21 protein-coding genes and 2 riboswitches are annotated in these 24,571 nt (G+C 73.3%); of the genes, 10 read left to right on the top strand and 11 right to left on the bottom strand.

The window, feature by feature from the left end:
• Positions 1-6: 6 nt before the first annotated feature.
• From ENKNEFLB_RS14380 to ENKNEFLB_RS14390, 3 genes are all read right to left on the bottom strand, one after another.
• Positions 7-348, bottom strand: a complete 342-nt coding sequence (locus ENKNEFLB_RS14380; RefSeq protein ID WP_214056038.1) for a DUF2200 domain-containing protein — start codon at positions 346-348, stop codon at positions 7-9.
• 92 nt (positions 349-440) lie between these two features.
• Positions 441-2,351 (bottom strand): CocE/NonD family hydrolase, encoded by a 1,911-nt coding sequence (locus tag ENKNEFLB_RS14385; protein ID WP_214056039.1) that lies wholly within the window; start codon positions 2,349-2,351, stop codon positions 441-443.
• Between the two features lie 190 nt (positions 2,352-2,541).
• Positions 2,542-3,231: a C40 family peptidase gene (locus tag ENKNEFLB_RS14390; RefSeq protein ID WP_214056040.1), complete on the bottom strand. Its 690-nt coding sequence runs from the start codon at positions 3,229-3,231 to the stop codon at positions 2,542-2,544.
• A riboswitch (cyclic di-AMP (ydaO/yuaA leader) is annotated at positions 3,230-3,426 on the bottom strand. It overlaps the preceding gene by 2 nt.
• A 614-nt stretch (positions 3,427-4,040) precedes the next feature.
• Here ENKNEFLB_RS14390 and ENKNEFLB_RS14395 point away from each other — a divergent pair.
• Both ENKNEFLB_RS14395 and ENKNEFLB_RS14400 read left to right on the top strand, forming a co-directional pair.
• Positions 4,041-5,423: an HNH endonuclease signature motif containing protein gene (locus ENKNEFLB_RS14395; RefSeq protein WP_214056041.1), complete on the top strand. Its 1,383-nt coding sequence runs from the start codon at positions 4,041-4,043 to the stop codon at positions 5,421-5,423.
• 506 nt (positions 5,424-5,929) lie between these two features.
• On the top strand, positions 5,930-6,115 hold the full coding sequence (locus ENKNEFLB_RS14400; RefSeq protein ID WP_214056042.1) for a hypothetical protein: 186 nt from the start codon (positions 5,930-5,932) through the stop codon (positions 6,113-6,115).
• 49 nt (positions 6,116-6,164) lie between these two features.
• Here ENKNEFLB_RS14400 and ENKNEFLB_RS14405 read toward each other — a convergent pair whose 3' ends face one another.
• Positions 6,165-6,482 (bottom strand): DMT family transporter, encoded by a 318-nt coding sequence (locus ENKNEFLB_RS14405; RefSeq protein ID WP_214056043.1) that lies wholly within the window; start codon positions 6,480-6,482, stop codon positions 6,165-6,167.
• 14 nt (positions 6,483-6,496) lie between these two features.
• Positions 6,497-6,561, bottom strand: a riboswitch (guanidine-III (ykkC-III) riboswitch).
• Between the two features lie 283 nt (positions 6,562-6,844).
• Here ENKNEFLB_RS14405 and ENKNEFLB_RS14410 point away from each other — a divergent pair.
• On the top strand, positions 6,845-7,252 hold the full coding sequence (locus tag ENKNEFLB_RS14410) for a YciI family protein (protein WP_214056044.1): 408 nt from the start codon (positions 6,845-6,847) through the stop codon (positions 7,250-7,252).
• Between the two features lie 6 nt (positions 7,253-7,258).
• Positions 7,259-8,437 (top strand): RNA polymerase sigma factor, encoded by a 1,179-nt coding sequence (locus ENKNEFLB_RS14415; RefSeq protein ID WP_246535558.1) that lies wholly within the window; start codon positions 7,259-7,261, stop codon positions 8,435-8,437.
• A gap of 45 nt (positions 8,438-8,482) precedes the next feature.
• Here the strand turns inward: ENKNEFLB_RS14415 and glgA are convergent, their stop codons facing one another.
• Positions 8,483-9,676, bottom strand: a complete 1,194-nt coding sequence (gene glgA / locus ENKNEFLB_RS14420; RefSeq protein WP_214056045.1) for a glycogen synthase — start codon at positions 9,674-9,676, stop codon at positions 8,483-8,485.
• A 75-nt stretch (positions 9,677-9,751) separates the two neighbouring features.
• Between glgA and glgC the strand changes: the two genes are divergently transcribed.
• The gene (gene glgC, locus ENKNEFLB_RS14425) at positions 9,752-11,035 is read left to right on the top strand and encodes a glucose-1-phosphate adenylyltransferase (RefSeq protein ID WP_214056046.1); all 1,284 of its coding nucleotides are present in this window, start codon (positions 9,752-9,754) and stop codon (positions 11,033-11,035) included.
• Positions 11,032-12,690 carry a phosphoglucomutase (alpha-D-glucose-1,6-bisphosphate-dependent) gene (gene pgm / locus ENKNEFLB_RS14430; RefSeq protein WP_214056047.1) on the top strand — a complete coding sequence of 553 codons (1,659 nt, stop codon included), beginning with the start codon at positions 11,032-11,034 and terminating at the stop codon, positions 12,688-12,690. The genes glgC and pgm overlap by 4 nt, the downstream gene beginning before the upstream one ends.
• Before the next feature lie 223 nt (positions 12,691-12,913).
• Here pgm and ENKNEFLB_RS14435 read toward each other — a convergent pair whose 3' ends face one another.
• Complete coding sequence (locus ENKNEFLB_RS14435; protein ID WP_214059499.1) at positions 12,914-13,975, bottom strand: potassium channel family protein; 1,062 nt, start codon at positions 13,973-13,975, stop codon at positions 12,914-12,916.
• Positions 13,976-14,053: 78 nt separating this feature from the next.
• Positions 14,054-15,145 (bottom strand): YihY/virulence factor BrkB family protein, encoded by a 1,092-nt coding sequence (locus ENKNEFLB_RS14440; protein WP_214056048.1) that lies wholly within the window; start codon positions 15,143-15,145, stop codon positions 14,054-14,056.
• Positions 15,146-15,163: 18 nt separating this feature from the next.
• Here ENKNEFLB_RS14440 and ENKNEFLB_RS14445 point away from each other — a divergent pair, with 18 nt between their 5' ends.
• A complete protein-coding gene (locus tag ENKNEFLB_RS14445) occupies positions 15,164-16,843 on the top strand; it encodes an acyl-CoA dehydrogenase family protein (RefSeq protein WP_214056049.1) in 1,680 nt (559 codons plus the stop codon).
• Between the two features lie 311 nt (positions 16,844-17,154).
• Here the strand turns inward: ENKNEFLB_RS14445 and ENKNEFLB_RS14450 are convergent, their stop codons facing one another.
• Entirely contained in the window at positions 17,155-18,612 is a 1,458-nt protein-coding gene (locus tag ENKNEFLB_RS14450) for a glycine hydroxymethyltransferase (protein ID WP_214056050.1), read from the bottom strand.
• 354 nt (positions 18,613-18,966) lie between these two features.
• Between ENKNEFLB_RS14450 and ENKNEFLB_RS14455 the strand changes: the two genes are divergently transcribed.
• From ENKNEFLB_RS14455 to ENKNEFLB_RS14465, 3 genes are all read left to right on the top strand, one after another.
• On the top strand, positions 18,967-20,703 hold the full coding sequence (locus ENKNEFLB_RS14455) for a nitrite/sulfite reductase (protein ID WP_214056051.1): 1,737 nt from the start codon (positions 18,967-18,969) through the stop codon (positions 20,701-20,703).
• A gap of 193 nt (positions 20,704-20,896) precedes the next feature.
• The gene (locus ENKNEFLB_RS14460) at positions 20,897-21,643 is read left to right on the top strand and encodes a phosphoadenylyl-sulfate reductase (protein ID WP_214056052.1); all 747 of its coding nucleotides are present in this window, start codon (positions 20,897-20,899) and stop codon (positions 21,641-21,643) included.
• A 70-nt stretch (positions 21,644-21,713) separates the two neighbouring features.
• Positions 21,714-22,457 carry a sirohydrochlorin chelatase gene (locus ENKNEFLB_RS14465; protein WP_214056053.1) on the top strand — a complete coding sequence of 248 codons (744 nt, stop codon included), beginning with the start codon at positions 21,714-21,716 and terminating at the stop codon, positions 22,455-22,457.
• A gap of 73 nt (positions 22,458-22,530) precedes the next feature.
• Here the strand turns inward: ENKNEFLB_RS14465 and ENKNEFLB_RS14470 are convergent, their stop codons facing one another.
• The 3 genes from ENKNEFLB_RS14470 to ENKNEFLB_RS14480 are packed head-to-tail and all read right to left on the bottom strand — an operon-like array spanning position 22,531 to position 24,553.
• Positions 22,531-22,917 carry a DUF3037 domain-containing protein gene (locus tag ENKNEFLB_RS14470; protein WP_214056054.1) on the bottom strand — a complete coding sequence of 129 codons (387 nt, stop codon included), beginning with the start codon at positions 22,915-22,917 and terminating at the stop codon, positions 22,531-22,533.
• Complete coding sequence (locus tag ENKNEFLB_RS14475; RefSeq protein ID WP_214056055.1) at positions 22,914-23,687, bottom strand: hypothetical protein; 774 nt, start codon at positions 23,685-23,687, stop codon at positions 22,914-22,916. Before ENKNEFLB_RS14475 ends, ENKNEFLB_RS14470 begins: the two co-directional genes overlap by 4 nt.
• Entirely contained in the window at positions 23,684-24,553 is an 870-nt protein-coding gene (locus ENKNEFLB_RS14480; protein WP_246535560.1) for a polyphosphate kinase 2 family protein, read from the bottom strand. Before ENKNEFLB_RS14480 ends, ENKNEFLB_RS14475 begins: the two co-directional genes overlap by 4 nt.
• Positions 24,554-24,571: the final 18 nt, after the last annotated feature.

The raw sequence follows: 24,571 nt of genomic DNA on the forward strand, positions 1-24,571 counted from the left end.
CCGCCGTCAGGACCGCAGCACCTTCTCCATCGCCTTGCCCCTGGCCAGCTCGTCGACGAGCTTGTCCAGGTAGCGGATCTTCTGCATCAGCGGGTCCTCGACGTCCTCGACCCGCACCCCGCAGACCACGCCGGTGACCTTGTCCACGTCCGGGTTGAGCGTGGCCTGGTCGAAGAAGTCCGCGAACGTCGTGCCGGCCTCGAGGTGGGCGGCCAGGGCGGCCTCGTCGAAGCCGGTGAGCCACGCGATGACCTGGTCGACCTCGGCCTGGGTGCGCCCCTTGCGCTCGGCCTTCGCGACGTAGTGCGGGTAGACCGAGGCGACGCTGGTGGTGAAGATGCGGTGCATCCTCGGCAGGTTAGCGGGCGGGGGCGGAGTCGTGGGTCGTCCGACGCGCTCCAGCGCGTCATCCGACCCACGACCCCCGTCCGGTGGCTACCTCAGGGCGTGGGCACCCGGAACGTCCCCGCCGGCAGGTCGCCGCTGCCGATGGTGTTGTCCTCGAGGTAGCGCGCGAGCCAGGGCGACTCGGCGCCCTGCGTGGCGACGTCGTCGGCGGTCGACTGGGTCGACAGCCGCACGGTCGCGTCCCTCACCGTCACGACCCGCCCGCTGGGCAGGGGGCGCCAGCTGCCGCCGGTGATGGTGCCGACGCCGATGGCCATCCGGTGGCCCTGCGCCAGCGTCCAGTCCATGCCCTTGAGGTCGAAGGCACGGCCCCGGGCACCCAGCTCGGCGACGTTCTCGTTGATCAGGGTGGCGGTCTGCGCCTCCGGGTCGACGTCCCACATCGTGACGTGGACCTGGCCCTCGCCCCGGGTCGTCAGCGTGACCCGCGGCGTCCCGGTGACCCGGGTCTCCTGGCGGACCGGTCGCGACCAGGTCTGGTACGACGTGGGGAGCAGGCCGGCCACAGACAGCTCGGCGTCGGCGCGCTCGGCGGCGGTGCCCAGCGAGCTGCGGACCTGCTGGTCGACGTCGCCGTCCCGGCGCTCCACGGTCGTCGGCGGGACCTGCAGCTCAGCCACCCGCCGGGCCTGGGCCGCGCTGAGGCCGGTGCCGGTGGCGTCGCCGCGGCGTACGGCCGCCTCGACCGGGCCGGCGTCGACGTACCGGCCGGAACCGATCGAGACGGCCCTCGTGGTGTCGGCGACCGGCCAGGTGCGCTGGGCGCGCCACTGACCGACGTTGTCCTGGATCGCGAACGCCGGGTCCTTCGCCGAGCGGATCCCCTTGAGGTGGCGGTCGTAGAAGCGGCCGACCTCGGCGAAGAACCCGGACCTGCCCTGGGACAGCTCTCCGGTGCGCGGGTCGACCTCGTTGCCGCGCACGTGCTCCCACGGCCCGAGCCAGCCGCGCGTCGGCCCGACGTGGTTGCGCAGGTACTGCTCCATCTGCTCGGGCTTGGTGTTGCTCTCGGTGAACCCCTGGGTCACGAACAGCGGCGTCCGCGCGCCCGTGGCCTTGGCGGCCTGGTTGCGCAGCGCCCAGTACGGGTCCCGCTGGCTGGTGTTGCTCACGTTGTCGCGCAGGTTGCGTGCCAGGCACTCGGGGTGCTGCTGCTCGTAGGCCGCGGCCTGGTTGTAGCGGTCGGTGTCACCGCTGGTGCCACCGAGGGAGGCGATCGAGTTGTAGGCCAGCGGGGTGCCGGTCTGGTTCCCGCGCGGGACGTCGTTCGAGTAGAGGTACGGGTACATGTTCCACAGCGGCTCCTGCGCCACCACGGCCTCGAGCCCCCGCGGGTCGAGGTCGGCGCCCCAGAGGCCGGTGACGGCGTCGTACGACTTGCCGTACATGCCGACCTTGCCGGTCGACCAGGGTCGCGAGGCCGACCAGCGCACGGCCTTGCGCACGTCGGCCTGCTCGCCGGCGCCCATCCAGTCCAGGCAGCCGGTGCTGGCGCCGAAGCCGCGGTTGTCGACGAGCACGACGGTGTAGCCGCGCTCCATCAACGAGGCGCCGTCGATCAGGTCGTCGAAGCGCGAGCTCGGCTGGACCTCGTCGGTCTCCTGGCCGGTCTGGCCGGCGTGGTTGAAGTAGGGACCGACCGACAGGATCACCGGGGTCTTCTCCGTGGGCGCCAGGCCCTCGGGCCGCAGCACGTCGGCGTGCAGCGTGACCGTGGTCGGCGACCCGGCCTGGGCGGCCCGGAAGTAGTGCTCGGTCCACGACGCCCCGACGGGCACGCCGGGGTTCTCGTCGTTCGTGACGCCGTCGGCGATCGAGCCGGCGGCGGGTGCAGCAGGTGCAGCAGCCGCGGGTGCGGCGGGTGCGGCGGAGGTCGGTGACGTCAGCGCGGACGCGCCGAGCGCGGCCGCGACCACCGAGGTCCGGATGAGGGCTCGCTTCATCAGTGTGGTGCCTTTCCCGAGAGCGCCGGCCCGTCGCGGGCCGGACGGGGCCAACGTACGTCGGGTCGGCGCCCCTGGGAACGGGTCGTGTGCCTGGGAACGGTCCAACAACCGTTCCCGGGCACACGACCCACCTGGCTCTCAGCCGGCCCTCACGCGTGGAGCTGGGCCGGTGCTCGCGCGGGTCGGCTCAGAAGCGGCCGTACGAGCGCGCGACGTCCCAGATCGGGGCGTACTGCACGGCGCCGCCGGTGCCCGGCGCCTCCCAGACCATGCCGTCGCCGGCGTAGATCGCGACGTGCGAGACCGAGCCGCCCGGGGAGTAGAACACCAGGTCGCCGGGCTGCAGGTTGCCGGCCGAGACCGGGGTGGCCGCGGCGGCCTGGGCCGACGAGGTGCGCGGGATGGTCTTGCCGACCTGCGCGAAGACGTAGCTGGTGAAGCCCGAGCAGTCGAAGCCGGACGGGGTGGCGCCGCCGTAGACGTACGGCACGCCGGCGTACTGGCTGGCCGCCTCGACGACGCCGGACGCGGCGCTGCTGGGCGCGGCGGACGGGGCCGGGGCCGAGGAGCCGCCCGACGACGAGCCGCCACCGGTCTGCAGGGTCTGGCCCGGGTAGATCATGGTCGGGCTGGACACGACGTCGCGGTTGGCGGCGTACAGGTTCTGCCACGACGTGCCCATGCTCTGCGCGATCGAGGACAGGGTGTCACCGGACTTGACGGTGTAGTCGGCGGCGCTGGCCGGGCTGGTGAGCGCGGGCCCGGCGGCCAGGCCGGCGGCCAGGGCGACGGTGGCCGCCGCGCGGCGGCCGTGGTGCGTGACCTCGGCGCGGTGCTTGCCGGGGCGCTGGGTGCTGCTGGTGCGAACGAGAGACATGTGTTCCTCCGGACGCCTACGAAGTGAGCTGACGGGTTCGGGCCTGGAGGTGCCCGGCCGCCGGTGGGCCCTGGTGGGGCCCGGTGGCGGCTTCACCCCGGTGGCACCGCGTCGCGGCGCCACGATGGTTCCTCCGCACCCGCCGTCGTGTCATTGCTGGCACTCCGACGCGGCGGGTCTCGGCGACGGCGGAGTGCGGCCCACCTGCTGGTGGGCCGCGGGAGAACGTAGGAGACGGCGGGGCTGGATCAAAACGGGCGCGCGGCCCGGATCCAGGGCATGTCTGCCCGTCGTCGGGGCGGATCGGGCGCAGGGAGTGCCTTGTGCACCTGTGCGGTCCAGACCTGTGTGTTAGATCACGTCGGTCGCGCCACCCGTGCCCCCGAGAGGCGATCGGACTGTCCGCCCTGCCGCTGATCGAACACATGTTCTACCGTGGGTCCATGCCCGTCCTTCCCCGCGCCCAGCACGTCTGGGTGTCGCTCACGGGCGTGTGGGCCGACGACCGGGTGCCGGGGCTGCTGCTGTCGTGGCGGTCGACACCGCAGGGCTGGGAGGGCTGGGTGATCTCCGCCCAGGCGGGCGTCGGGGCGCGGGGGACGGGCCGTACGTGCGGCAGAGCTGGCTGCCGGCCACCGCGATCCGGCCTCTCGGACCCCTCCCCCAGGCGCCGCCGCACCGACCTCCGGGGCCGCGCGGAGCACCGTAGCGGACTGTTGGCGAACGTTTATTCTACTGTTGCTCTGTCGTGGGTGGATAACCCCGTTTCAGCAGCACTGATGTCGGCGGCGAGTGCTTGAGTAGACCCCATGACCACCACCACCGACAGCGACCTAGGTTGGGACACCGACCTGGGGTGTGAGGGACCGTGGGTGCCGGCTCCGGCGCCGGTACGTCCCGGGGTCCGTGTCACCGGTGCCCTGCTCGACGCCCGGGGTGCGGTGTCTGCGGCAGCCGGGGTCTCGACCACGGCGTTGTCGAACACAGACCTGACCACCGCCGCCCACGAGATCACCGCCCTGGAGTCGCAGGTCGCGGCCTACAAGCTCGCCGTCCTCGCCGAGGCGCGCGACCGCGGCCAGCAAGGCCCCGTGGGCGATGAGGCAGACCCCGACCCCGCGGCGTGGTTGGCGAAGCTGACCGGCGACCCCACCGAGGTCCTGCGCGGCGGACTCTGGATCGCCCGCCTGCTCCAGACCAAGTACCACCACACCCGCCGTGCGCTGGAGGCCGGAACCCTGCGTCTCTCGCAGGCCAAGGTCCTCGTCCGTGCCGCAGAGCGCGCCCCCAGGGCCCTGACGGCCGAGCAGATCACCGCAGCCGAGGAGTCCCTCGTCCTCACCGCGACCGGCGAGTCGTCCCCCACGAACACCAAGGGCCGACCCATGACCGCGGCACGGCTGCGTGACGAGGCTCGGCGGGTCTTCGCGAACATGCTCCCGGCGAAGGAGGAAGCGGACGCCGCGGAAGGCGACGATCTGGCTGCTGAGGAGGACGACGCGGCCCGGGAGTGCTACCTCTCGCTGAACGACCGGGGTGATGGGACCTTCCGTGGGACGTTCGTGATCCCCACCCTGCACGGCAGGATCCTGCAAGCAGCCCTCGAGCGCCTCACCGCCCCCCGCCGCCACACCAAGGACTCGACCGGGGCCCCGATCACCGATGAGTCCGCCCAGCACGGCACCTCCTACGGCGAAAAGATCGGGGCCGGGTTCTGCGAGCTCATCGAACACCTTTCCACCACCGGTTTCGACCACGGCAACACCATCGGCCTGCTGATCACCGCCACCCTCGACAAGATCGCCGCCGGGACCGGGACCGGGACCCTGGCCACCGGCGAGACCATCTCCATCCGCTCGATCCGGCGCCTGGCCTGCAACGCAGGCCACCTCCCGGTGGTCCTCGGTGGCGAGTCGATGCCCGTCGACGTCGGCAGGTCGCGGCGCAGGTTCACCCGCCACCAGTCCCACGCCCTCGCGGTCCTGCACGACACCTGCGGGGTCGCGGGTTGCGAGAGACCCTTCGCGTGGTGCGAGCTGCACCACCTCACCGAATGGTCCCGCGGCGGGCCCACCGACCTGGCCAACGCCCTCCCGCTGTGCGGACACCACCACCGCAGAGCACACGACCCCGCCTACGAGATGCGCCGGCACCGAGGACGCGAGTACGTCCTGAAGAAGATCAGACGGTGAGGAGCCGCGAGCGACGAACGGACGGATGACGGCCGGGCGGAACGGTGCATGGGGTCACGTTCCGCGCCGGCCGCCCTTCGGAGGGACAAGAGCTCCCGGTCCGTCCGGTCCAGCGCGACCAGGATGCCGCGCCGGGCGCACTGGCGACCAGGACCGAACGGCCTGTCCACTCGTCCTAGGACCTACGGCACTCAAGGGTGAGCCATCGAGGGGCGGGGACCGGGCTACAGTCCTGCTCGTCGAGTGACTCGCCACGCCCGGGTGGTATGTCCACCTGATTCGGGGTGATCGACGATCCGCGATCTGGTCCGGGTAAGTGACCAGATCGCGGGCCATAGAACGCTGCGCTTGCCGTCGTCCCCTCGGGACGACCCGCAGCAGTCCCCCGAACGTACGCCTGTTGCGGCTGCTTCGCGACTTCTCCCGAGCCGGCAACCAAAGACGCCGCGGCCGCGTCTGACAGGACGAGGCCCGCACCAGGGCCCGTACCCGTCTCGGAGGACCGCGTGACCCGACCGCAGCACCGCACCACCCGTACCACCCGTACCGGACGTACGGGCCGCCCCACTGCACGCCCCGCCGGGTCCGCGACCGTCCGGGAGCGCGGGGCGTCCGACGCGCAGCAGGCCGTGGCCGTGCTGGTGATCGTCGCGCTGGGAGCCGTGGCGGCCGCGGTGCTCCAGCACCTCTGAGTCGCACCGGCCCCGGCGCCGGCGCGGTCCCGGCGCGGTCCCGGCGCGGTCAGCCCTCGACGAGCTTGAGCCCGGCGATGCAGCCGATCAGCCCGACCAGCAGCAGCGCCTTGAGCACCGACACCGACTCCGCGCCGGTCACCATCGCGAAGGTCACCGTCGTCACCGCACCGATCCCGACCCACACCGCGTAGGCCGTGCCGACGGGCAGCTCCCGCAGCGACCACCCCAGGCCGGCCATGCTCATCACGAGCGCGACCCCGAAGACGACCGTCGGAGCGAGCCGGCTGAACCCGTCCGACCGGTCCAGCGCGGTGGCCCACACGGCCTCCAGCAACCCCGACACCACGAGCACGATCCACGCCATGACACACCTCTCCCAGGTCGCCGTCTTGTCGCGTTCCGGGTACGGCGCCGCTCGTCCGGGAGCCGGGAGGGCTCGCGCCCATCCTCTCAAGTCCGGGACCGGACGTCACCTTCGCGACGATGCCCAGCCCGAAGGGACTTCCGGCCCTGTGCGGACCCCTGCCCCGCCACGGCACAGTCGGAGGCAGGTCAAGGGTGGGCGCCACACCAATGACCGGTTCGGTGTGGTGGCGGGGGCGACCCCGCCGCCGCGCCGCCGAACGTCCTCGGATGCCGATCGCACCGATGTCGAGACCGCCCGGACGGTTCCGTCCCAGGGGTGAGCGCGACCACGATGGGTCGCACACCCCGAGGAGGACCACCATGGCCAAGTACCTGCTGCTCAAGCACTACCGCGGCGCCCCCACCGCCCCCAACGACGTCCCGATGGACCGGTGGACGCCCGACGAGGTCTCGGCGCACCTCGGCTTCATGGACGACCTGGCCGACCGGCTGCAGGCGTCCGGTGAGCTGGTGGACGCCCAGGCGCTCGCGCCCGAGGGCACGTGGGTCCGCTACGACGGGCCCGGCCGCCCGGCGGTCACCGACGGGCCGTTCGCGGAGACCAAGGACCTCGTCGCCGGATGGATGGCCATCGACGTCGACACCCACGAGCGCGCGCTCGAGGTGGCCGCCGAGCTGTCGTCGGCCCCCGGCGCCGGGGGCGAGCCGATCCACGAGTGGCTCGAGCTGCGCCCGTTCCTCACCGCGCCCCCGACCATCACCGAGTGACCGCCGGTGGGCACCGACGACCACCGGGTGATCGCCGACGAGGCGCTGCTACGCAGCCTCGTGCCCCGCGTCACCGGGATCCTGGTGCGCCGCGGGGCCGACGTCGCGGCGGCCGAGGACGCCGTCCAGGACGCACTGGTGGAGGCCACGCGCACCTGGCCGACCGACCCTCCGCAGGACCCCATGGGCTGGCTGGTGACGGTGGCGTGGCGCCGGTTCCTCGACGCGACGCGGTCGGAGACCTCGTGGCGCCGCCGGGAGGAGCGGGTCGCCGACGAGCCGGCACCGGTCCCGCCGGCCGGGGCGGACGACACGCTGCAGCTCTACTTCTTCTGCGCGCACCCCTCCCTGACGCCGTCGTCCGCCGTCGCCCTCACGCTGCGGGCCGTCGGCGGGCTGACCACGCGCCAGGTCGCCGAGGCCTACCTGGTGCCGGAGGCGACGATGGCCCAGCGGATCAGCCGGCCCAAGCGCACCATCGCCGGCGCCCGCCTCGACCAGCCGGGCGACGTCGCCCGCGTGCTGCGGGTGCTCTACCTCGTGTTCAACGAGGGTCACTCCGGTGACGTCGACCTGGCCGCCGAGGCGATCCGGCTGACGCGTCAGCTCCTGGCCGCGGTCGACCCCGCCCACGACGCCCACCCGGAGGTCGCCGGCCTGCTGGCGCTGATGCTGCTGCACCACGCGCGGCGCGGCGCGCGTACGACCGCCGACGGCGCCCTGGTCCCGCTCGCCGAGCAGGACCGGGGCCGCTGGGACACCACGCTGGTCGCGGAGGGCGTCGCGGTGCTGCAGGAGGCGCTGGCCCGCGACCGGTTCGGCCCGATGCAGGCCCAGGCCGCGATCGCCGCGCTGCACGCCGACGCCCCGAGCGTCGAGGAGACCGACTGGGTGCAGGTCGTCGAGTGGTACGACGAGCTGCTCCGCCTCGGCGACACCCCGGTCGTCCGGCTGAACCGCGCGGTGGCCGTCGGGGAGGCCGACGGGCCGCGGGCCGGGCTGGCGGCGCTCGCCGACGTCGACGCCTCGGTGCCCCGGCACGCCGCGGTCGAGGCGCACCTGCGCGAGCGGGACGGCGACCTCGGAGCCGCGGCCCGGCTCTACGCCGAGGCCGCGCGTGCCGCGTCGAGCACCGCCGAGCGGGACCACCTCGTGCGGCAGGCGGCGCGGCTGAACGCGCGGTGACGAGTCTCGAGACGCTCGCTGCGCTCGCTCCTCGACCACCGGGCGTCAGCCGGCGACCAGGCCCCGGTAGATCCCCACCGTCGTCTCGGCGATCGCGCCCCAGCTGAAGGACTGCTCGGCACGCACCCGCCCGGCCCGGCCGTACGCCGCCGCGACCTCGGGGTCCGAGACCGCGCCGACCAGCGCCGCGGCGAGGTCGGCGACGTAGCGCTCGGGGTCCAGCGGGGTGCCGGTGCCGTCGTCGGCCTGCTCGATCGGCACCAGCCACCCGGTCTCCCCCGGCACGACGACCTCGGGGATGCCGCCGGTCGCGGTGGCCACCACCGCGGTCTCGCAGGCCATCGCCTCGAGGTTGACGATGCCCAGCGGCTCGTAGATCGAGGGGCAGGCGAAGACGGTCGCGGCGGTCAGCAGCGCCACCACGTCCGGGCGCGGCAGCATCTGGTCGATCCACACCACGCCGTCGCGCTCGGCGGCCAGCCCGGCGACCAGCGACTCGACCTCGGTCATGATCTCGGGGGTGTCCGGGGCGCCGGCGCAGAGCACCAGCTGCACCTCGGGCGGCAGCGCGGCGGCCGCGCGCAGGAACAGCGGGAGCCCCTTCTGCCGGGTGATCCGGCCGACGAAGATCACCGACGGGCGGTCCGGGTCGACGCCGAGCTCGCGCACCCGGTCGGGGTCGACCACCGGGGACCAGGACGTGGTGTCGATGCCGTTGTGGACCACGTGCACCTTGCCGGGGTCGACGTCGGGGTAGCTGCGCAGCACGTCGTCGCGCATCGCCGCGCTGACCGCGACGACGCCGGCCGCGGCCTCGTACGCCGTCCGCTCGACCCAGCTGGAGACGGCGTACCCGCCCCCGAGCTGCTCGGCCTTCCACGGCCGCATCGGCTCCAGGCTGTGAGCGCTGACCACGTGCGGCACGCCGTGCAGCAGGGAGGCCAGGTGGCCGGCCATGTTGGCGTACCAGGTGTGGGTGTGGACCAGGTCGGTGCCCGCGCAGCCGGCGACCATCTCCAGGTCGACCCCGAGGGTGCGGATCGCGGCGTTCGCCGACGCCAGCCCGGGCGGGTCCGCGTACGCCGTCGTGCCGGCCTCCTGGCGCGGCGCGCCGAAGCAGTGCACCCGCGCGTCGACGTCGCCGCGGGAGCGCAGCGCCCTGACCAGCTCGTCGACGTGCACCCCCGCCCCTCCGTAGACCTCGGGCGGGTACTCGCGGGAGCAGACGTCGATGCGCATGGGCGCGAACCTACTGCCAAGATCGGGGACGGGCACCCCTCCCGCACCACGCGTCACGCGGTCTAGGTTCTCCCCATGACTTCAGCGTCGAAGCGCCGCAACGTGCTCGCCATCGTGCTCGCCGGGGGTGAGGGCAAGCGGCTGATGCCGCTGACCGCCGACCGCGCCAAGCCGGCCGTGCCCTTCGGCGGCATCTACCGCCTGATCGACTTCGCCCTGTCCAACGTCGTGAACTCGGGCTACCTCAAGGTCGTCGTCCTCACGCAGTACAAGAGCCACAGCCTCGACCGCCACGTCACCACCACCTGGCGGATGTCGACCCTCCTCGGCAACTACGTCACCCCCGTCCCGGCGCAGCAGCGCGTCGGCAAGCGGTGGTACCTCGGCAGCGCCGACGCGATCTACCAGTCCCTGAACCTGCTCAACGACGAGAAGCCCGACATCGTCGTCGTGGTCGGCGCCGACCACGTCTACCGGATGGACTTCGCCCAGATGGTCGACCAGCACGTCGAGTCCGGCGCGGCCTGCACGGTCGCGGCGATCCGGCAGCCGATCGAGCTGGCCGACCAGTTCGGCGTGATCGAGGTCGACCCCGAGGCACCGTCGCGGATCTCGGCCTTCCGCGAGAAGCCGAGCGACCCCCAGGGCCTGCCCGACGCCCCGCACGAGGTCCTCGCCTCGATGGGCAACTACGTCTTCGACGCCGAGGCGCTGCGCGAGGCCGTCACCCGCGACGCCGACTCCGACTCCTCCCACGACATGGGCGGCGACATCGTGCCGTGGTTCGTGGCCCGCAACGAGGCCGGCGTCTACGACTACCAGGACAACGACGTGCCCGGCTCGACCGACCGCGACCGCGGCTACTGGCGCGACGTCGGGACGATGGAGTCCTACTACGCCGCTCACATGGACCTCGTCGCGCCGCTGCCGGTCTTCAACCTCTACAACTCCGACTGGCCGATCTACACCAGCTACGGCCCGCAGCCGCCGGCCAAGCTCGTCGCCGGCGAGGGCGGCGCCCAGGTCACGGCCTACAACTCGATCCTCTCCCCCGGCACCCTGGTCACCGGCGGCTCGGTGAACAACGCCGTGCTGTCACCGGGCTGCTACGTCGACACCGGCGCCGAGGTCAGCGACTCCGTGCTGCTGCCCGGCGTCCGCGTCGGGGCGGGCGCGGTCGTGCGCAACGCGATCCTCGACAAGAACGTCTGGGTGCCGCCCGGCGCCCGGATCGGCGTCGACCACGAGGAGGACCTCGCGCGCGGGTTCGTGGTGCAGGACGGCCTGACCGTGCTCGCCAAGGACCAGGTCGTCCCGGACCGGGCCACCACCCCCACCACCGAGCAGGAGCAGGCGTGAGCAGCGACCGCGCGGGCACCCTGGCCCGCCCCGAGGACCTCGTCGACGTCGCCGCGCTGGTCACGGCGTACTACACCGAGCAGCCGGACCCCGAGGACCCCGACCAGCAGGTCGTCTTCGGCACCAGCGGCCACCGCGGCAGCAGCCTGCGCAAGGCGTTCAACGACGCCCACATCGCCGCCACCACGCAGGCCATTTGCGACTACCGCCGCGAGCAGGGGTACGACGGGCCGCTCTTCCTCGGCGCCGACACCCACGCCCTGTCCACCCCCGCCTGGACCACCGCGGTCGAGGTGCTGGTGGCCAACGACGTGACCGTGATGGTCGACGACCGCGACGGCTACACGCCCACCCCCGCGGTCTCCCACGCGATCCTGCGCGCCAACCGCGGCAAGGACCTCACCGGCGGCCGCCCGGGCTCCGGGCTCGCCGACGGCATCGTGGTGACGCCGTCCCACAACCCGCCGGGCGACGGCGGGTTCAAGTACAACCCGCCCCACGGCGGGCCTGCCGACTCCGACGCCACGAAGGTGATCGCCGCGCGGGCCAACGCGCTGGTGCGCGCCGGGCTGGCGGGCGTACGCCGGGTCCCGATCAGCCGCGCCCGCGGCCAGGTGCACCGCTACGACTTCCTCGGCACGTACGTCGACGACCTGCCCTCCGTGCTCGACCTGGACGCCGTGCGGGAGGCCGGGCTGCACGTCGGCGCCGACCCCCTCGGTGGCGCGGCCGTGCACTACTGGGGCGAGATCGCCGAGCGGCACCGCCTCGACCTGACCGTGGTCAACCCGCTGGTCGACCCGACCTGGCGCTTCATGACGCTGGACTGGGACGGCAAGATCCGGATGGACTGCTCCTCGCCCTCGGCGATGGCCTCGCTGATCGGGCGCAAGGACGAGTACGACCTCGCCACCGGCAACGACGCCGACGCCGACCGGCACGGCATCGTCACGCCCGACGGCGGCCTGATGAACCCCAACCACTTCCTGGCCGTCGCGATCGGGCACCTCTTCGGAGGCGCCCGCCCGGACTGGCCGACCACCGCACGGATCGGCAAGACCCTGGTGTCGTCCTCGATGATCGACCGGGTCGCCGAGGACCTCGGCCGGCCGCTGGTCGAGGTGCCGGTCGGGTTCAAGTGGTTCGTGCCCGGGCTGGTCGACGGGTCGTTCGGCTTCGGCGGCGAGGAGTCGGCCGGCGCGTCGTTCCTGCGCCGCGACGGGTCGACCTGGACGACCGACAAGGACGGCATCCTGCTCGCCCTGCTGGCCTCCGAGATCCTGGCCACGACGGGGAAGACGCCCAGCCAGCACTACACCGAGCTGACCGCGCGGCACGGGGAGCCGGCGTACGCCCGGGTCGACGCCGCCGCCGACCGGGACCAGAAGGCGAAGCTGGCCGCCCTGTCCCCCGACGACGTGTCGGCCACCGAGCTGGCGGGCGAGCCGATCACCGCCAAGCTCACCGAGGCGCCCGGCAACGGCGCGGCCATCGGCGGGCTCAAGGTGACCACGGACTCGGCCTGGTTCGCCGCCCGCCCGTCGGGCACCGAGGACGTCTACAAGATCTACGCCGAGTCGTTCCGCGGGCCCGAGCACCTCGCCGAGGTCCAGGCCGCGGCCCGCGAGGTGGTCTCGGCGGCGCTCGAGGCCTAGAACCGGGACCACGGCCCCGGCCCTGGGAGGACGTTGGTCCTCAGATGAGTCCGGATGCCGGTTTCCTGGGGAGAACCGGTGCCGTCCTCACCACAGGCCGTCTACAGTTGGTCTTGACCGAGCCGCTGGTGACCCGAGACGCCAGCGGCTCGGTCTCTTCATGTCCGGAGCAGGCCGGTCCGGCGGGCCCGTCCAGCGGCCCCGGCGGCCGCGGCGGGTGGACTCAGTCCTCGTCGGAGGCGAAGTCCTCGTTGTGCGTGCCCGGTCGGGCCGCCCACGGCTTCTCCTTCGCCGGCCGTACGACGACCAGCCGGTCGCCCCGCGCGAGCTGGGTGACCGTGGGGTCGAAGTAGCGGAAGACCTTCTCGTCGCGCACGACCGCGATCACCTGGTCCGGCAGCGACTGCGGCTGGGCGCCGACCTCGCCGACCAGCAGCTCCCGCTCGGCGACCTCGAGGCCGTCGCCGTAGGTGAGCAGGTCCTCCATCACCGAGCCCAGGGTCGGCGACAGCGACGACAGGCCGAGCAGCCGCCCGACGGCGTCCGAGGAGGTGATCACCGAGTTGGCGCCGGACTGGCGCATCAGTGGGGCGTTCTCCTGCTCGGTGACCGAGGCGATGATGTAGGCGTCGGGGTTCAGCTGGCGCACCGTCAGCGCGGCCAGCACGTTCGAGTCGTCGCGACCGGTGGTGATGATGACCTGGTCGGCGGTGGCCACCCCCGAGCGGCGCAGCACCTCGCGTCGGGTGGCGTCGCCGGTGACGACCGCGAGCCCGTCGGCGTGGGCGTCGGCCAGCGCGACCGAGCTGGGGTCGACGATCACGAAGCTCTCCCGCTCGACACCGTTGCTGACCAGGGTGTCGACCGCGCTGCGGCCCTTGGTGCCGTAGCCGACGACGACGACGTGGTGGCCCATGTGCTTCCTCCAACGTGAGATGCGCAGGGCCTCGCGACCCTGCGAGGCCAGCACCTCCAGGGTCGTGCCGATCAGCAGGACCAGGAAGGCGATGCGGGCGGGGGTGACGACGAACGCGTTGACCATCCGCGCGGTCGGGGTGACCGGGGCGATGTCGCCGTAGCCGGTCGTGCTCAGCGTGACGGTCGTGTAGTAGATCGAGTCCAGGAAGTCGACGCTGCCGTCGGCGTTGTCGCTGTAGCCGTCGCGGTCGAGGTAGACCAGGAGCACGGTGCCGACCAGGATCGCCAGGGCCAGCAGCAGCCGCCGGGTCAGCGCCCAGACCGGGCTGCGGGTGCGCTCGGGAAGGCTGACCCTGCCCCGCCGCATCGCCCCGACGTCCGAGACGGAGCTGAAGGGGGCGCGCCCGGCGTCCTGCTGCTCGGTCGGCTCCTGCACGCCGAGAACCTAGCCCACGTCCCGGCCGGCGCCGCCGCCGACGCGGTCGCGCCACCGGGCGCTCAGCGCCGAGCGGGCGCGCACGGTGCTCTGCTGGGGGAAGACCTCGTCGAAGGCGGCGTTGACCGCGGCCCCGATCAGCACCGCGATCGCGACGACGTAGAGCCACAGCAGGACCGCGATCGGCGCCGCCAGCGGGCCGTAGATCGACGCCGAGTCGTCGGAGGTCACGGTGAGCACCCACCGCAGCACGTACGACCCGACGATCCACGCGACCAGCGAGAAGCAGGCGCCGGGGAGGTTGAAGCGCCAGTGCGTCCGCACCGGCACCGACACGTGGTAGAGCGTGGCCAGGAAGCACACGCACAGGACCACGACCAGCGGCCAGTAGAACGCCAGCAGCGGGTCGAGGCCGTCGGGCAGCACCCGGCCGACCATCTGCGGGCCGGCCACCACCAGCGGCAGCGCGACGATCCCGATCAGCATCGCCAGGATGTAGAGGAAGAACGACAGGGCACGGGTGGCCACGATCCCCCGCTGCCCGCCGAGCCCGTGCATGATCGTGATGGTGTCGACGAAGACGTTGAGCGCGCGCGACCCCGACCACAGCGCGAGCACGAAGCCCAGCGAGATCACGTCGAAGCGGCCGCCCTCGAGCACCGAGTCGATGGTCGGGTCGATCACCTTGCCGACGGCCGGCTCGGTCAGGAACCGCGACGACAGGTCGATCACCGCCGCCCGGATCTCCTCGACCTGCGCCGGGGTGAACCGCTCGGTGACGTAGCCGACCGCCCCGGCCAGCGCGAAGACCAGCGGGGGCACCGAGAGCACCGCGAAGAACGCGGCCTCGGCGGCCAGCCCGGTGACCCGGTTGCGCAGGCAGGAGGCGACGGCGGTGACCACGATCCGCCAGACGGGGTGCAGGCGACGGCCGAGCAGCGCGACGTACGTCGCCAGCGCCGCCGTGCCGGGGCGGCGCTGCTCCGCGGCCTCGGTGGGGTGGTCGGGGTCGGGGTCGAGGGGGTCGGGCGTCGCGGGCTGGGGGGCAACCGCAGCCGGGGTGCTCGCCGGCGGCGGATGCCGCTCGGTGGGCGCGACCATGGCGCCTAGGTTACGTCCATGGCTCCTGCGAACAGCCCAGCCGACGGGCGCGCCGCGCACCGCGTCGCCACCAACCAGGCCCCGCCGCTGACCGGGCACGACGTCGTCGGCGGGGACGCCGCCCTGAGCGAGGCGGTCCTGCGGCACGCCGACGAGGCCACCCTGGCCGGGCTGCTGCCGCTGGGTCGCGAGGCCGGGTCGGCCGAAGCCCGCGAGCACGGCCGGCTGGCCAACGAGCACCCGCCGCGGCTGGTGCCGTACGACCGCTACGGCACCCGCGTCGACGAGGTCGAGTTCCACCCGTCCTGGCACTGGCTGATGGGCCGCGCGGTCGGGCACGGGCTGGCGGCGGCGCCGTGGGAGTCCGACGACCCGCTCGCGCACGTGCGCCGGGCGGCCGGGTTCCTGGCGTGGTCGCAGACCGAGCCCGGGCACGGCTGCCCGGTGTCGATGACCTACGCCGCCGTGCCCGCGCTGCGCGCCGACGACGCCGTGGCGAAGGAGTGGACGCCGCTGCTGGCCTCCACGTCGTACGACCCCGGCCTGCGCGCACCCGCCGCCAAGCGCGGGGCGCTGGCCGGGATGGGCATGACCGAGAAGCAGGGCGGCTCCGACGTCCGGGCGAACCTCACCGAGGCGCGCCCGACCGCGACCGACGGCGAGTACACGCTGCACGGGCACAAGTGGTTCACCTCCGCGCCGATGAACGACGTGTTCCTGGTGCTGGCCCAGGCCGGGGGCGGCGTGACCTGCTTCGTGGTGCCGCGGGTGCTGCCCGACGGCACGCGCAACCAGCTGGACGTGGTGCGGCTCAAGGACAAGCTCGGCAACCGCTCGAACGCCTCGGCCGAGCTGGAGCTGGACGGCACCGTCGCGCGGCGGCTGGGCGACGAGGGCCGGGGGGTGCGCACCATCATCGAGATGGTCGCCGCGACCCGGCTCGACTGCGTCCTCGGCTCCGCCTCGCTGATGCGGCGCGCGGTGGCCGAGGCGTCCTGGCACGTCGCGCACCGCGCCGCCTTCGGCCGGCGCCTGGCCGACCAGCCGCTGATGCAGAACGTGGTCGCCGACCTGGCCCTGGAGTCCGAGGCCGCGACCGCGCTGGCCCTGCGGCTGGCCGCCGCCGTCGACGGCACCCCCGACCCGCACGAGGCCGCGCTGCGCCGGCTGGCGCTGCCGCTGGCCAAGTTCTGGGTCTGCAAGCGCACGCCCGGGATGGTGGCCGAGGCGCTGGAGTGCCTGGGCGGCAACGGCTACGTCGAGGAGTCCGGGATGCCGCTGCTCTACCGCGAGGCGCCGCTGAACTCGGTCTGGGAGGGCTCGGGCAACGTCAACGCCCTCGACGTCCTGCGCGCGCTCGGCCGCGAGCCCGAGGCGCTCGACGCCTGGATCACCGAGGTCGGCCTGGCCCGCGGCGGCGACCCCCGCCTCGACCGCGCGCTCGAGGACACCCTGGCGATGCTCGGCTCGCTGATGGCCGAGCCGACCTCGATGGAGCGCTCCGCCCGCCGCCTGGCCGGTCGGATGGCGCTGCTGCTCCAGGGCTCGCTGCTGGTGCGGTACGCCCCGCCCGAGGTCGCCGACGCGTTCTGCGCCTCCCGCTTGGCCTCCCCGCACGACGGGGTCTACGGCGCGCTCGAGGGCGGGGAGCTGCGGGCGCTGGTCGAGCGGACCACGCCGACGGTCCCGGCCGGCTGAGCGCGGTGGTGCGGTTCCGACGCCTCGACGCCCCAGAGACGCCGCTGTAACGCTCTGTTACCTCATCCTGTGCAGCGTCGTGACGCCGCGCCAGATGGAGTAACACAGCGTTACAGCGGCGCGGGGCCGCACCGACCGCCACGACCGCCGCCGGGCCGCGCAACGGTCCGACCCTGAGGTCGACGACGAAAGAACGTACACAAGCCGTGATCCGGCCCGCGTCGCCCGCCTTGCACGCCGCTGACCTGCGGTGATGCGTGCGGTCAGCGAGCGGCGGCCGGCACTGTACGTTCTTTCGTCGCCGTCAGGCGTCAGGACAGCTCGAGGCCCGGGTACAGCGGGTGCTTGTCGAGCATCTCGGCCGAAGCGTCCTTCACCTTGTCGGCGATGCCGTCGGCCAGGACGTAGGCGGCCTTGGAGGGGCCGCCGGCCTTGGTGGTGCCGGGCTGGGTGTTCTCCAGGACCATCGTGATCAGCTCGGCGGTCCGGTCGAACTCGTCGTGGCCGAAGCCGCGGGTCGTCAGCGCCGGGGTGCCCAGGCGGATGCCGGAGGTGTACCAGGGGCCGTTGGCGTCGGCCGGGACCGAGTTGCGGTTGGTGACCACGCCCGCGTCGAGCAGCGCGGTCTCGGCCTGGCGGCCGGTGAGGCCGTAGCGGCTGACGTCGAGCAGCACGAGGTGGTTGTCGGTGCCGCCGGTGACCAGGTCGCCGCCCCGGCTCAGGAAACCCTCGGCCAGGGACTTGGCGTTGTCGGCCACGGCCTGGGCGTAGGTGCGGAACGAGTCCTGGCGGGCCTCGGCGAACGCGACCGCCTTGGCGGCCATCACGTGGGCCAGCGGGCCGCCGAGGACCATCGGGCAGCCGCGGTCGACGCTGGGGGCGTACTCCTCGGTGGCCAGCACGATGCCGCCGCGCGGGCCGCGCAGCGACTTGTGGGTGGTCGAGGTGACCACGTGGGCGTGCGGGACGGGGTCCTCGTCGCCGGTGAAGACCTTGCCGGCGACCAGGCCGGAGAAGTGCGCCATGTCGACCATCAGCGTGGCGCCGACCTCGTCGGCGATCTCGCGGACCTTGGCGAAGTTCACCCGGCGCGGGTAGGCGGAGTAGCCGGCGACGAGGATCAGCGGCTTGAACTCGCGGGCCTTGGCGGCCAGGGCGTCGTAGTCGAGCAGGCCCGTGGTGGGGTCGGTGCCGTACTGCTGCTGGTGGAACATCTTTCCGCTGATGTTGGGACGGAAGCCGTGGGTCAGGTGGCCGCCGGCGTCCAGGCTCATCCCGAGCAGGCGCTGGTCGCCGAGCGTGCGGCGCAGGGTCTCCCAGTCGGCGTCGGAGAGCTCGTTGACGTTCTTGGCACCGAGCTCGGCCAGGGCCGGGGCCTCGACGCGGTGGGCCAGGATCGACCAGAACGCGACCAGGTTGGCGTCGATGCCGGAGTGCGGCTGGACGTAGGCGTACTCGGCGCCGAACAGCTCGCGGGCGTGCTCGGCCGCGATGGACTCGACGGTGTCGACGTTCTGGCAGCCGGCGTAGAAGCGGTGCCCGACGGTGCCCTCGGCGTACTTGTCCGAGAGCCAGGTGCCCATCGTGAGCAGCACGGCCGGCGAGGCGTAGTTCTCGCTGGCGATGAGCTTCAACGAGCCCCGCTGGTCGGCCAGCTCGGCGGCGGTGGCCTGCGCGATGCGCGGCTCCACGGCCGAGATGACCTCGAGGGCCTGCCGGTAGGCGCTGGAGGCGAGGCTGGTCTGGTGGGCCTGGTCCGCGGCGTTCATGGGCTCAGCGTAGGACCGTGGCCGCCCGGACGCCCTCTCCGCGCGGCCGCGGATCTGCGGCGGCACCGGGCGCGCGCTGTGACGTGCACCTCACCACCCGCGGGACCCGCAGGTCAGCGTCTCGACCCCCGGACAAGCGTCTCACCACATGGGATCGGCGTTTGTGGGGGCGTGGTCCACAGGGTGAGACTGACTGACGTGATGACCGTCGGGACCCCCCTCCACCTCGTGGTACGCCGCCACGTGGACCTCGGGCGCACCCGCAGCTGCCTCTGTCGGACTCGCTGAGCGACCCGCACCCGGCCCCACCGCGCCGGCGCCCCGCCCGAGCCCCACGAGAAGGACCGCTCCCCCATGGCTGACATGCGCTTCCAGGCCGAGAAGGCCGCCCACACCGAGATCCCGCGCCCCAAGCGCGCCGAGGGTCAGTGGGCGCTCGGCTACACCGAGCCGCTGAACAAGAACGAGCAGTCCAAGAAGGACGACGACCCGCTGAACGTGCGGGACCGCATCCTCTACACCTACTCCAAGCGCGGCTTCGCCTCGATCGACCCCGCCGACCTGCGCGGGCGCTTCCGCTGGATGGGCCTCTACACCCAGCGCGCCCCCGGCTTCGACGGCGGCAAGACCGCGACGGTGCCCGAGGAGGAGCTCGACGACTCCTACTTCATGCTCCGCGTGCGCTCCGACGGCGCGCTGCTCGACCACGAGGCCGTCCGTGCGCTGGGCACGATCGGCGTGGACTTCGCGCGCGGCACCGCCGACGTGACCGACCGCGAGAACATCCAGTACCACTGGATCCGGATCGAGGACGTCCCCGCGATCTGGGAGCGGCTCGACGCCGCCGGCCTGAGCAGCCTCGAGGCGTGCGGCGACTCCCCGCGGCCCTTCCTCGGCTCGCCGGTCGCCGGGGTGTCCAAGGACGAGATCATCGACGGCACCGCCGCGCTGGACGAGATCAAGCGCCGCTTCATCGGCGACCCGGCCTTCTCCAACTTCCCCCGGAAGTTCAAGACCGCGCTGACCGGGCACCCCGGCCACGACGTGTCGCCGGAGACCAACGACATCTCCTTCGTCGGCACCGTCCACCCCGAGCACGGTCCCGGCTTCGACCTGTGGGTCGGCGGCGGTCTGTCGACGAACCCGAAGCTGGCCGCCCGGATGGGCGTGTGGATCCCGCTCGACGAGGTGGCCGACGCCTGGGAGGGCGTGGCGTCGATCTTCCGCGACTACGGCTACCGCCGGCTGCGCTCGCGGGCGCGGCTGAAGTTCCTGGTCGCCGACTGGGGCGTGGAGAAGTTCCGCGAGGTGCTCGAGAAGGAGTACCTCGGCCGCACGCTGGTCGACTGCCCCTCCCCCGAGACACCCACCGGGCACCGCGACCACATCGGCGTCCACGAGCAGAAGGACGGCCGGTTCTACGTCGGCCTGGCCCCGACCGCCGGCCGCGTGTCCGGGTCGATGCTGGTCGAGCTGGCCGACGCCATCGAGGCGCACGGCGCGGCCGGCGCGCGGCTCACGCCGTACCAGAAGATCGTCGTGATCGGCGTCGACGCCGACCAGGTCGAGCCCCTGGTGGCCCGCATGGACGCGATCGGCCTGCAGGCCCGGCCGTCGAACTGGCGGCGCAACACGATGGCCTGCACCGGCATCGAGTTCTGCAAGCTGGCGATCGTCGACACCAAGGACCGCGCCCGCGACCTCGTCGACGAGCTCGAGCAGCGCCTGCCCGACCTCGACGTGCCGATCACCGTCAACGTCAACGGCTGCCCGAACGCCTGCGCGCGCACCCAGGTCGGCGACATCGGCCTCAAGGGCCAGCTCGTGATGCACGACGGCGAGCAGGTCGAGGGCTTCCAGGTGCACCTCGGCGGTGCGCTCGGCCTGAACGCCAACTTCGGCCGCAAGCTGCGCGCCCACAAGGTCACCAGCGCCGGCCTCGGCGACTACGTCACCACCGTGGTCGGCAACTACCTGGTCGACCGCGCCGACGACGGCGAGGACTTCGCGACGTGGGTCGCCCGGGCCGAGGAGGACCTGCTGCGCGGCGAGAAGTCGCTCGAGGCCGCCGAGCCGGGCGGCGTACGGTGACCGGCCGCGGCGTCCCGTACCACTGCCCCTACTGCGGCGACGAGGACCTCTGGCCGCACGAACCGACCGACGGCAGTGCCGGTCACGGCGCCTGGGAATGCCGGTCGTGCCTGCGCGCCTTCTCCTTGAAGATGCTCGGTCAGGTCGCGGCACCCGCCTCCGTGGCGGCCGAGCGCGACCGGAGGAGCAGCTCATGACCACCGCCACCACCGACGCCGCCCGCAGCTTCCGCGGCGCCACCGCCGGCAACCGCTCGCCCGAGGAGCTGCGCGAGCTGGTGTCCCACTGGGGCGCCGAGCTCGAGCTGGCCCCGGCCGAGACGATCATCGAGTGGGCCGCGGCGACCTTCGGCGAGAAGTTCTGCGTGACCTCCTCGATGGCCGACGCGGTCCTGTCCCACCTGGTCTCCAGCGTGGTCCCGGGCATCGACGTGGTCTTCCTCGACACCGGCTACCACTTCGCCGAGACCATCGGCACCCGCGACGCCGTGGCCGCGACCCTGCCGGTCAACCTGCTCTCGATCACCCCGGTGCAGAGCGTGGCCGAGCAGGACGCCGCATGGGGCAAGGACCTCTACAAGACCGACCCCGACCAGTGCTGCGCCCTGCGCAAGGTCGTGCCGCTGGCCGAGGCCCTCGCGGGCTACGAGGCGTGGGCCACCGGCCTGCGCCGCGCCGAGACCAAGAACCGCGTCATCGCACCGGTCCTGGGCTGGGACGCCAAGAAGGGCAAGGTCAAGGTCTCCCCGCTCGCGCGGTGGAGCGACGAGCAGGTCGAGCAGTACGTCGTGGACAACAACGTGCTGGTCAACCCGCTGGTCTACGACGGCTACCCCTCGATCGGCTGTGCTCCCTGCACCCGCCGCGTGGCCCCGGGCGACGACCCGCGCAGCGGCCGCTGGGCCGGCACCTCCAAGACCGAGTGCGGGATCCACACGTGACCCCTGCTCCTGCTCGCACCCCTGCCCGCACCACCCGCACCACGAGCCGTCCTCCGAGGAGGTCCGCCTGATGTCCGCTCCCGCGCTCGTCGCCCTCGCGCCCGGTGGGCGCGACCCCCAGGCCGTCGCCACCGTCACCGCGCTCGTCGCCGAGGTCCGCGCCCTGCGCCCGGACCTGCGGGTCGAGGTCGCCTTCCTCGAGCGGGCCCGACCCTCGTTCGACACCGTGGTCGACCGGCTGGCACGGGCCGGGCACGACGAGGTCGTCGTGGTGCCCCTGCTGCTGACCAACGAGGGGTCCGCGAGCGGCGACGTCGCCCGCGCCGTCCTCGCCGCCGGCGAGCGGCACCCGGGCCTGCGGATCAGCGCCTCCGAGGTCCTCGGGGTCTCCCCCAGCTTCCTCGGGGTGCTCGACGAGCGGCTGCGCGACGCGCTGCGGGTGCACCGGGTGCGGGAGCTCGACGCCCTCGTCCTGGCCGGTGAGGGCTCGGGCGACGCGCTGGCGAACCAGACCGTCGCGCGCCTGGCCCGGATGTGGGGCGCACGCCACCACCTGCCGGTCACCGCGGCGTACGCCACCACCGCCCCGCCGGCCACCGGCGAGGCCGTGCGGGCCTTCCGCGGCCAGGGCCGCCGCCACATCGCCGTGGGCTCGCTCTTCCTCGCCCCCGGCGCGCTGACCTCCCGCGCCGCCGAGCTGGCCCTCGAGGCCGGCGCCGTCGCGATCTCCGAGCCGCTCGGCGCCCACCCCGAGGTCGCCCGCGGCGTGCTCGCGCGGTACGCCGTCGGCGCCGTCGAGCTCGTCCCCGTCTGAGCCGCGCGCCGGCACGTCATGACAGCAGCGGATCGCTGCCACCTGGTGGCAGCGATCCGCTGCTGTCATGCGCTCACTCGCAGGTGCGTGCCACCAGGGCGGTGAGCGTGGCGGCCGGGTCGGTCGTCGTCCCGCCGTGCACCGGGCCCGGCTGCAGCACCGTGCTCCGCGGTGCCTTGAGGTAGCCGAACCGCTGCGTCAACGGCTGGGCCGCGACCGCGCCCGCGCGGGGGTCGCCGGCCGCGACGGCCTCCACGAACGCCATCGCCTCCAGCACCCGCTCCACGTCCAGGGCCGGCCAGAGCGCCTCGAGGCGCGCCGCGTCGATGCACCCCTCCGCGGCGAGGTGGTCGGCGCCCTGGCAGTAGAGCGCGACCCCGACGTTGACGAACTCCTCGCGGTCCGCGCGCGGGACGCAGCGCAGGACGACGTACTGGTAGGACAGCTCCGGGGCGCTCACGCCTCGGCCCCCGGCAGCCACTGGCGCGTCTGCAGCCGGGCGCTGAGGAAGGCGGTGTACGCCTCGCGCAGCGCCGCGGGCGTCTCCGCCCCCGGTACGGGCTCGAGCCAGGCGTCGGGCACCTCGTCGAGCGCGTCGACGACGGCCTGCTCGTCGAGCAGCGGGGCCACCCGGGCCTCGGCCTCGCCGAGCCGGTCGGCCCAGGCGCCGAGCACGTGGTCGGAGGCGTCCCAGCGCTGGGCGGCGAAGCGGGCGGGGTCGGTCACGCCGCCGGCCCAGGCGTGGTGGAAGTAGAGCGAGGCGCCGTGGTCGATCACCCAGAGGTCGTCGTGCCAGACCAGCAGGTTGGGGTTGCGCCAGGACCGGTCGACGTTCGCGGTGAACGCGTCGAGCCACAGCACCACGGCGGGGTCGAGCGGGTCCCCGGGCGGGTCGCCGTCGTAGCCGAAGGCGCCGGGCAGGAAGTCGATCCCGAGGTTGAGCCCCACGCTGGCGGTGAGCAGGTCCTGGACCTCCTCGTCCGCCTCGTAGCGCGCGATCTCCCGGGTCAGGTCCAGCGCGACCAGGCGGGGCGTCCGCAGCCCGACCCGGCGGGCCAGCGCGCCGACGACGACCTCGGCGACCAGCACGCGTACGCCCTGGCCCGCGCCGCGGAACTTGCAGACGTAGGTGCCGAGGTCGGAGCCCTCGACGACGCCGGGCAGGCTGCCGCCCTCACGCAGCGGCGTGACGTAGCGGGTGACGCGGACCGTCTCGAGCGGTCGGCTCACGCCGGCTCCGACTGCAGCCGCCCGCGCTGCTCCTCCACGTCGAAGTCCGCGGAGGGCCACTGCGGCGCCATCCGTTCCAGCTCACCGAGCAGCAGCCGGCCCACGGCGAGGTTGCGGAACCACTTGCGGTCGGCCGGGACCACGTGCCACGGCGCGAGCTCGGTGCTGGTCCGCTCCAGGGCGATCTCGTACGCCCGCTGGTAGTCGTCCCACAGACCGCGGTCGTCGATGTCGCCGGGCGCGAACTTCCAGTGCTTCGTGGGGTCGTCGAGGCGGGCGAGCAGCCGCTCCCGCTGGGTGGCGCGGGAGACGTGCAGCATCACCTTCAGCACGTGCACCCCCGAGGCGACCAGCTCCTGCTCGAAGTCGTTGATCGCGTCGTAGCGCCGCTCGAGCTCCTCCTGGTCGACCAGCGCCCGCACCCGGCCGATCAGGACGTCCTCGTAGTGGCTGCGGTCGAAGACCCCGATCTTCCCCGGCTCCGGCACGCCCTTGCGGATGCGCCACAGGAAGTCCTGCTCGAGCTCCTCGGGCGTCGGCGCCTTGAACGAGGTGATCCGGACCCCCTGGGGGTCCACCAGCCCGACCGTGTTGCGCACGACGCCGCCCTTGCCGGAGGTGTCCATGCCCTGCAGGACCAGCAGCACCGACCGCTCCCCCGCCCCCGAGACGCCCTCGGCGAAGAGCCGCTCCTGCAGGTCGCCGAGCGGGTCGCCCAGCTCGCCCAGCAGCCGCTTGCCCTCCGCCTTGTCACCGTCGAAGCCCGGGGTCGTGTCGGTCGGCCAGGCGGTGAGGTCGACCGGGCCCGGGGGCACGCGCAGCGCGGCCGCGAGGTCGGAGGCGGTGGTCGTACTGTGGGTGCTCACCGGGCCATCATGGCCCAT

This window comes from Nocardioides aquaticus (genome assembly GCF_018459925.1).
GTDB lineage: Bacteria > Actinomycetota > Actinomycetes > Propionibacteriales > Nocardioidaceae > Nocardioides > Nocardioides aquaticus.

Coding starts and splice junctions, on each gene's coding strand:
- ENKNEFLB_RS14450 (WP_214056050.1), bottom strand. CDS start 18,612: ATGAACGCCGCGGACCAGGCCCACCAGACCAGCCTCGCCTCCAGCGCC.
- ENKNEFLB_RS14445 (WP_214056049.1), top strand. CDS start 15,164: ATGGCTCCTGCGAACAGCCCAGCCGACGGGCGCGCCGCGCACCGCGTC.
- ENKNEFLB_RS14380 (WP_214056038.1), bottom strand. CDS start 348: ATGCACCGCATCTTCACCACCAGCGTCGCCTCGGTCTACCCGCACTAC.
- ENKNEFLB_RS14440 (WP_214056048.1), bottom strand. CDS start 15,145: ATGGTCGCGCCCACCGAGCGGCATCCGCCGCCGGCGAGCACCCCGGCT.
- glgC (WP_214056046.1), top strand. CDS start 9,752: ATGACTTCAGCGTCGAAGCGCCGCAACGTGCTCGCCATCGTGCTCGCC.
- glgA (WP_214056045.1), bottom strand. CDS start 9,676: ATGCGCATCGACGTCTGCTCCCGCGAGTACCCGCCCGAGGTCTACGGA.
- ENKNEFLB_RS14410 (WP_214056044.1), top strand. CDS start 6,845: ATGGCCAAGTACCTGCTGCTCAAGCACTACCGCGGCGCCCCCACCGCC.
- ENKNEFLB_RS14455 (WP_214056051.1), top strand. CDS start 18,967: ATGGCTGACATGCGCTTCCAGGCCGAGAAGGCCGCCCACACCGAGATC.
- ENKNEFLB_RS14390 (WP_214056040.1), bottom strand. CDS start 3,231: ATGTCTCTCGTTCGCACCAGCAGCACCCAGCGCCCCGGCAAGCACCGC.
- ENKNEFLB_RS14465 (WP_214056053.1), top strand. CDS start 21,714: ATGTCCGCTCCCGCGCTCGTCGCCCTCGCGCCCGGTGGGCGCGACCCC.
- ENKNEFLB_RS14385 (WP_214056039.1), bottom strand. CDS start 2,351: ATGAAGCGAGCCCTCATCCGGACCTCGGTGGTCGCGGCCGCGCTCGGC.
- ENKNEFLB_RS14405 (WP_214056043.1), bottom strand. CDS start 6,482: ATGGCGTGGATCGTGCTCGTGGTGTCGGGGTTGCTGGAGGCCGTGTGG.
- ENKNEFLB_RS14435 (WP_214059499.1), bottom strand. CDS start 13,975: ATGCGGCGGGGCAGGGTCAGCCTTCCCGAGCGCACCCGCAGCCCGGTC.
- ENKNEFLB_RS14395 (WP_214056041.1), top strand. CDS start 4,041: ATGACCACCACCACCGACAGCGACCTAGGTTGGGACACCGACCTGGGG.
- ENKNEFLB_RS14460 (WP_214056052.1), top strand. CDS start 20,897: ATGACCACCGCCACCACCGACGCCGCCCGCAGCTTCCGCGGCGCCACC.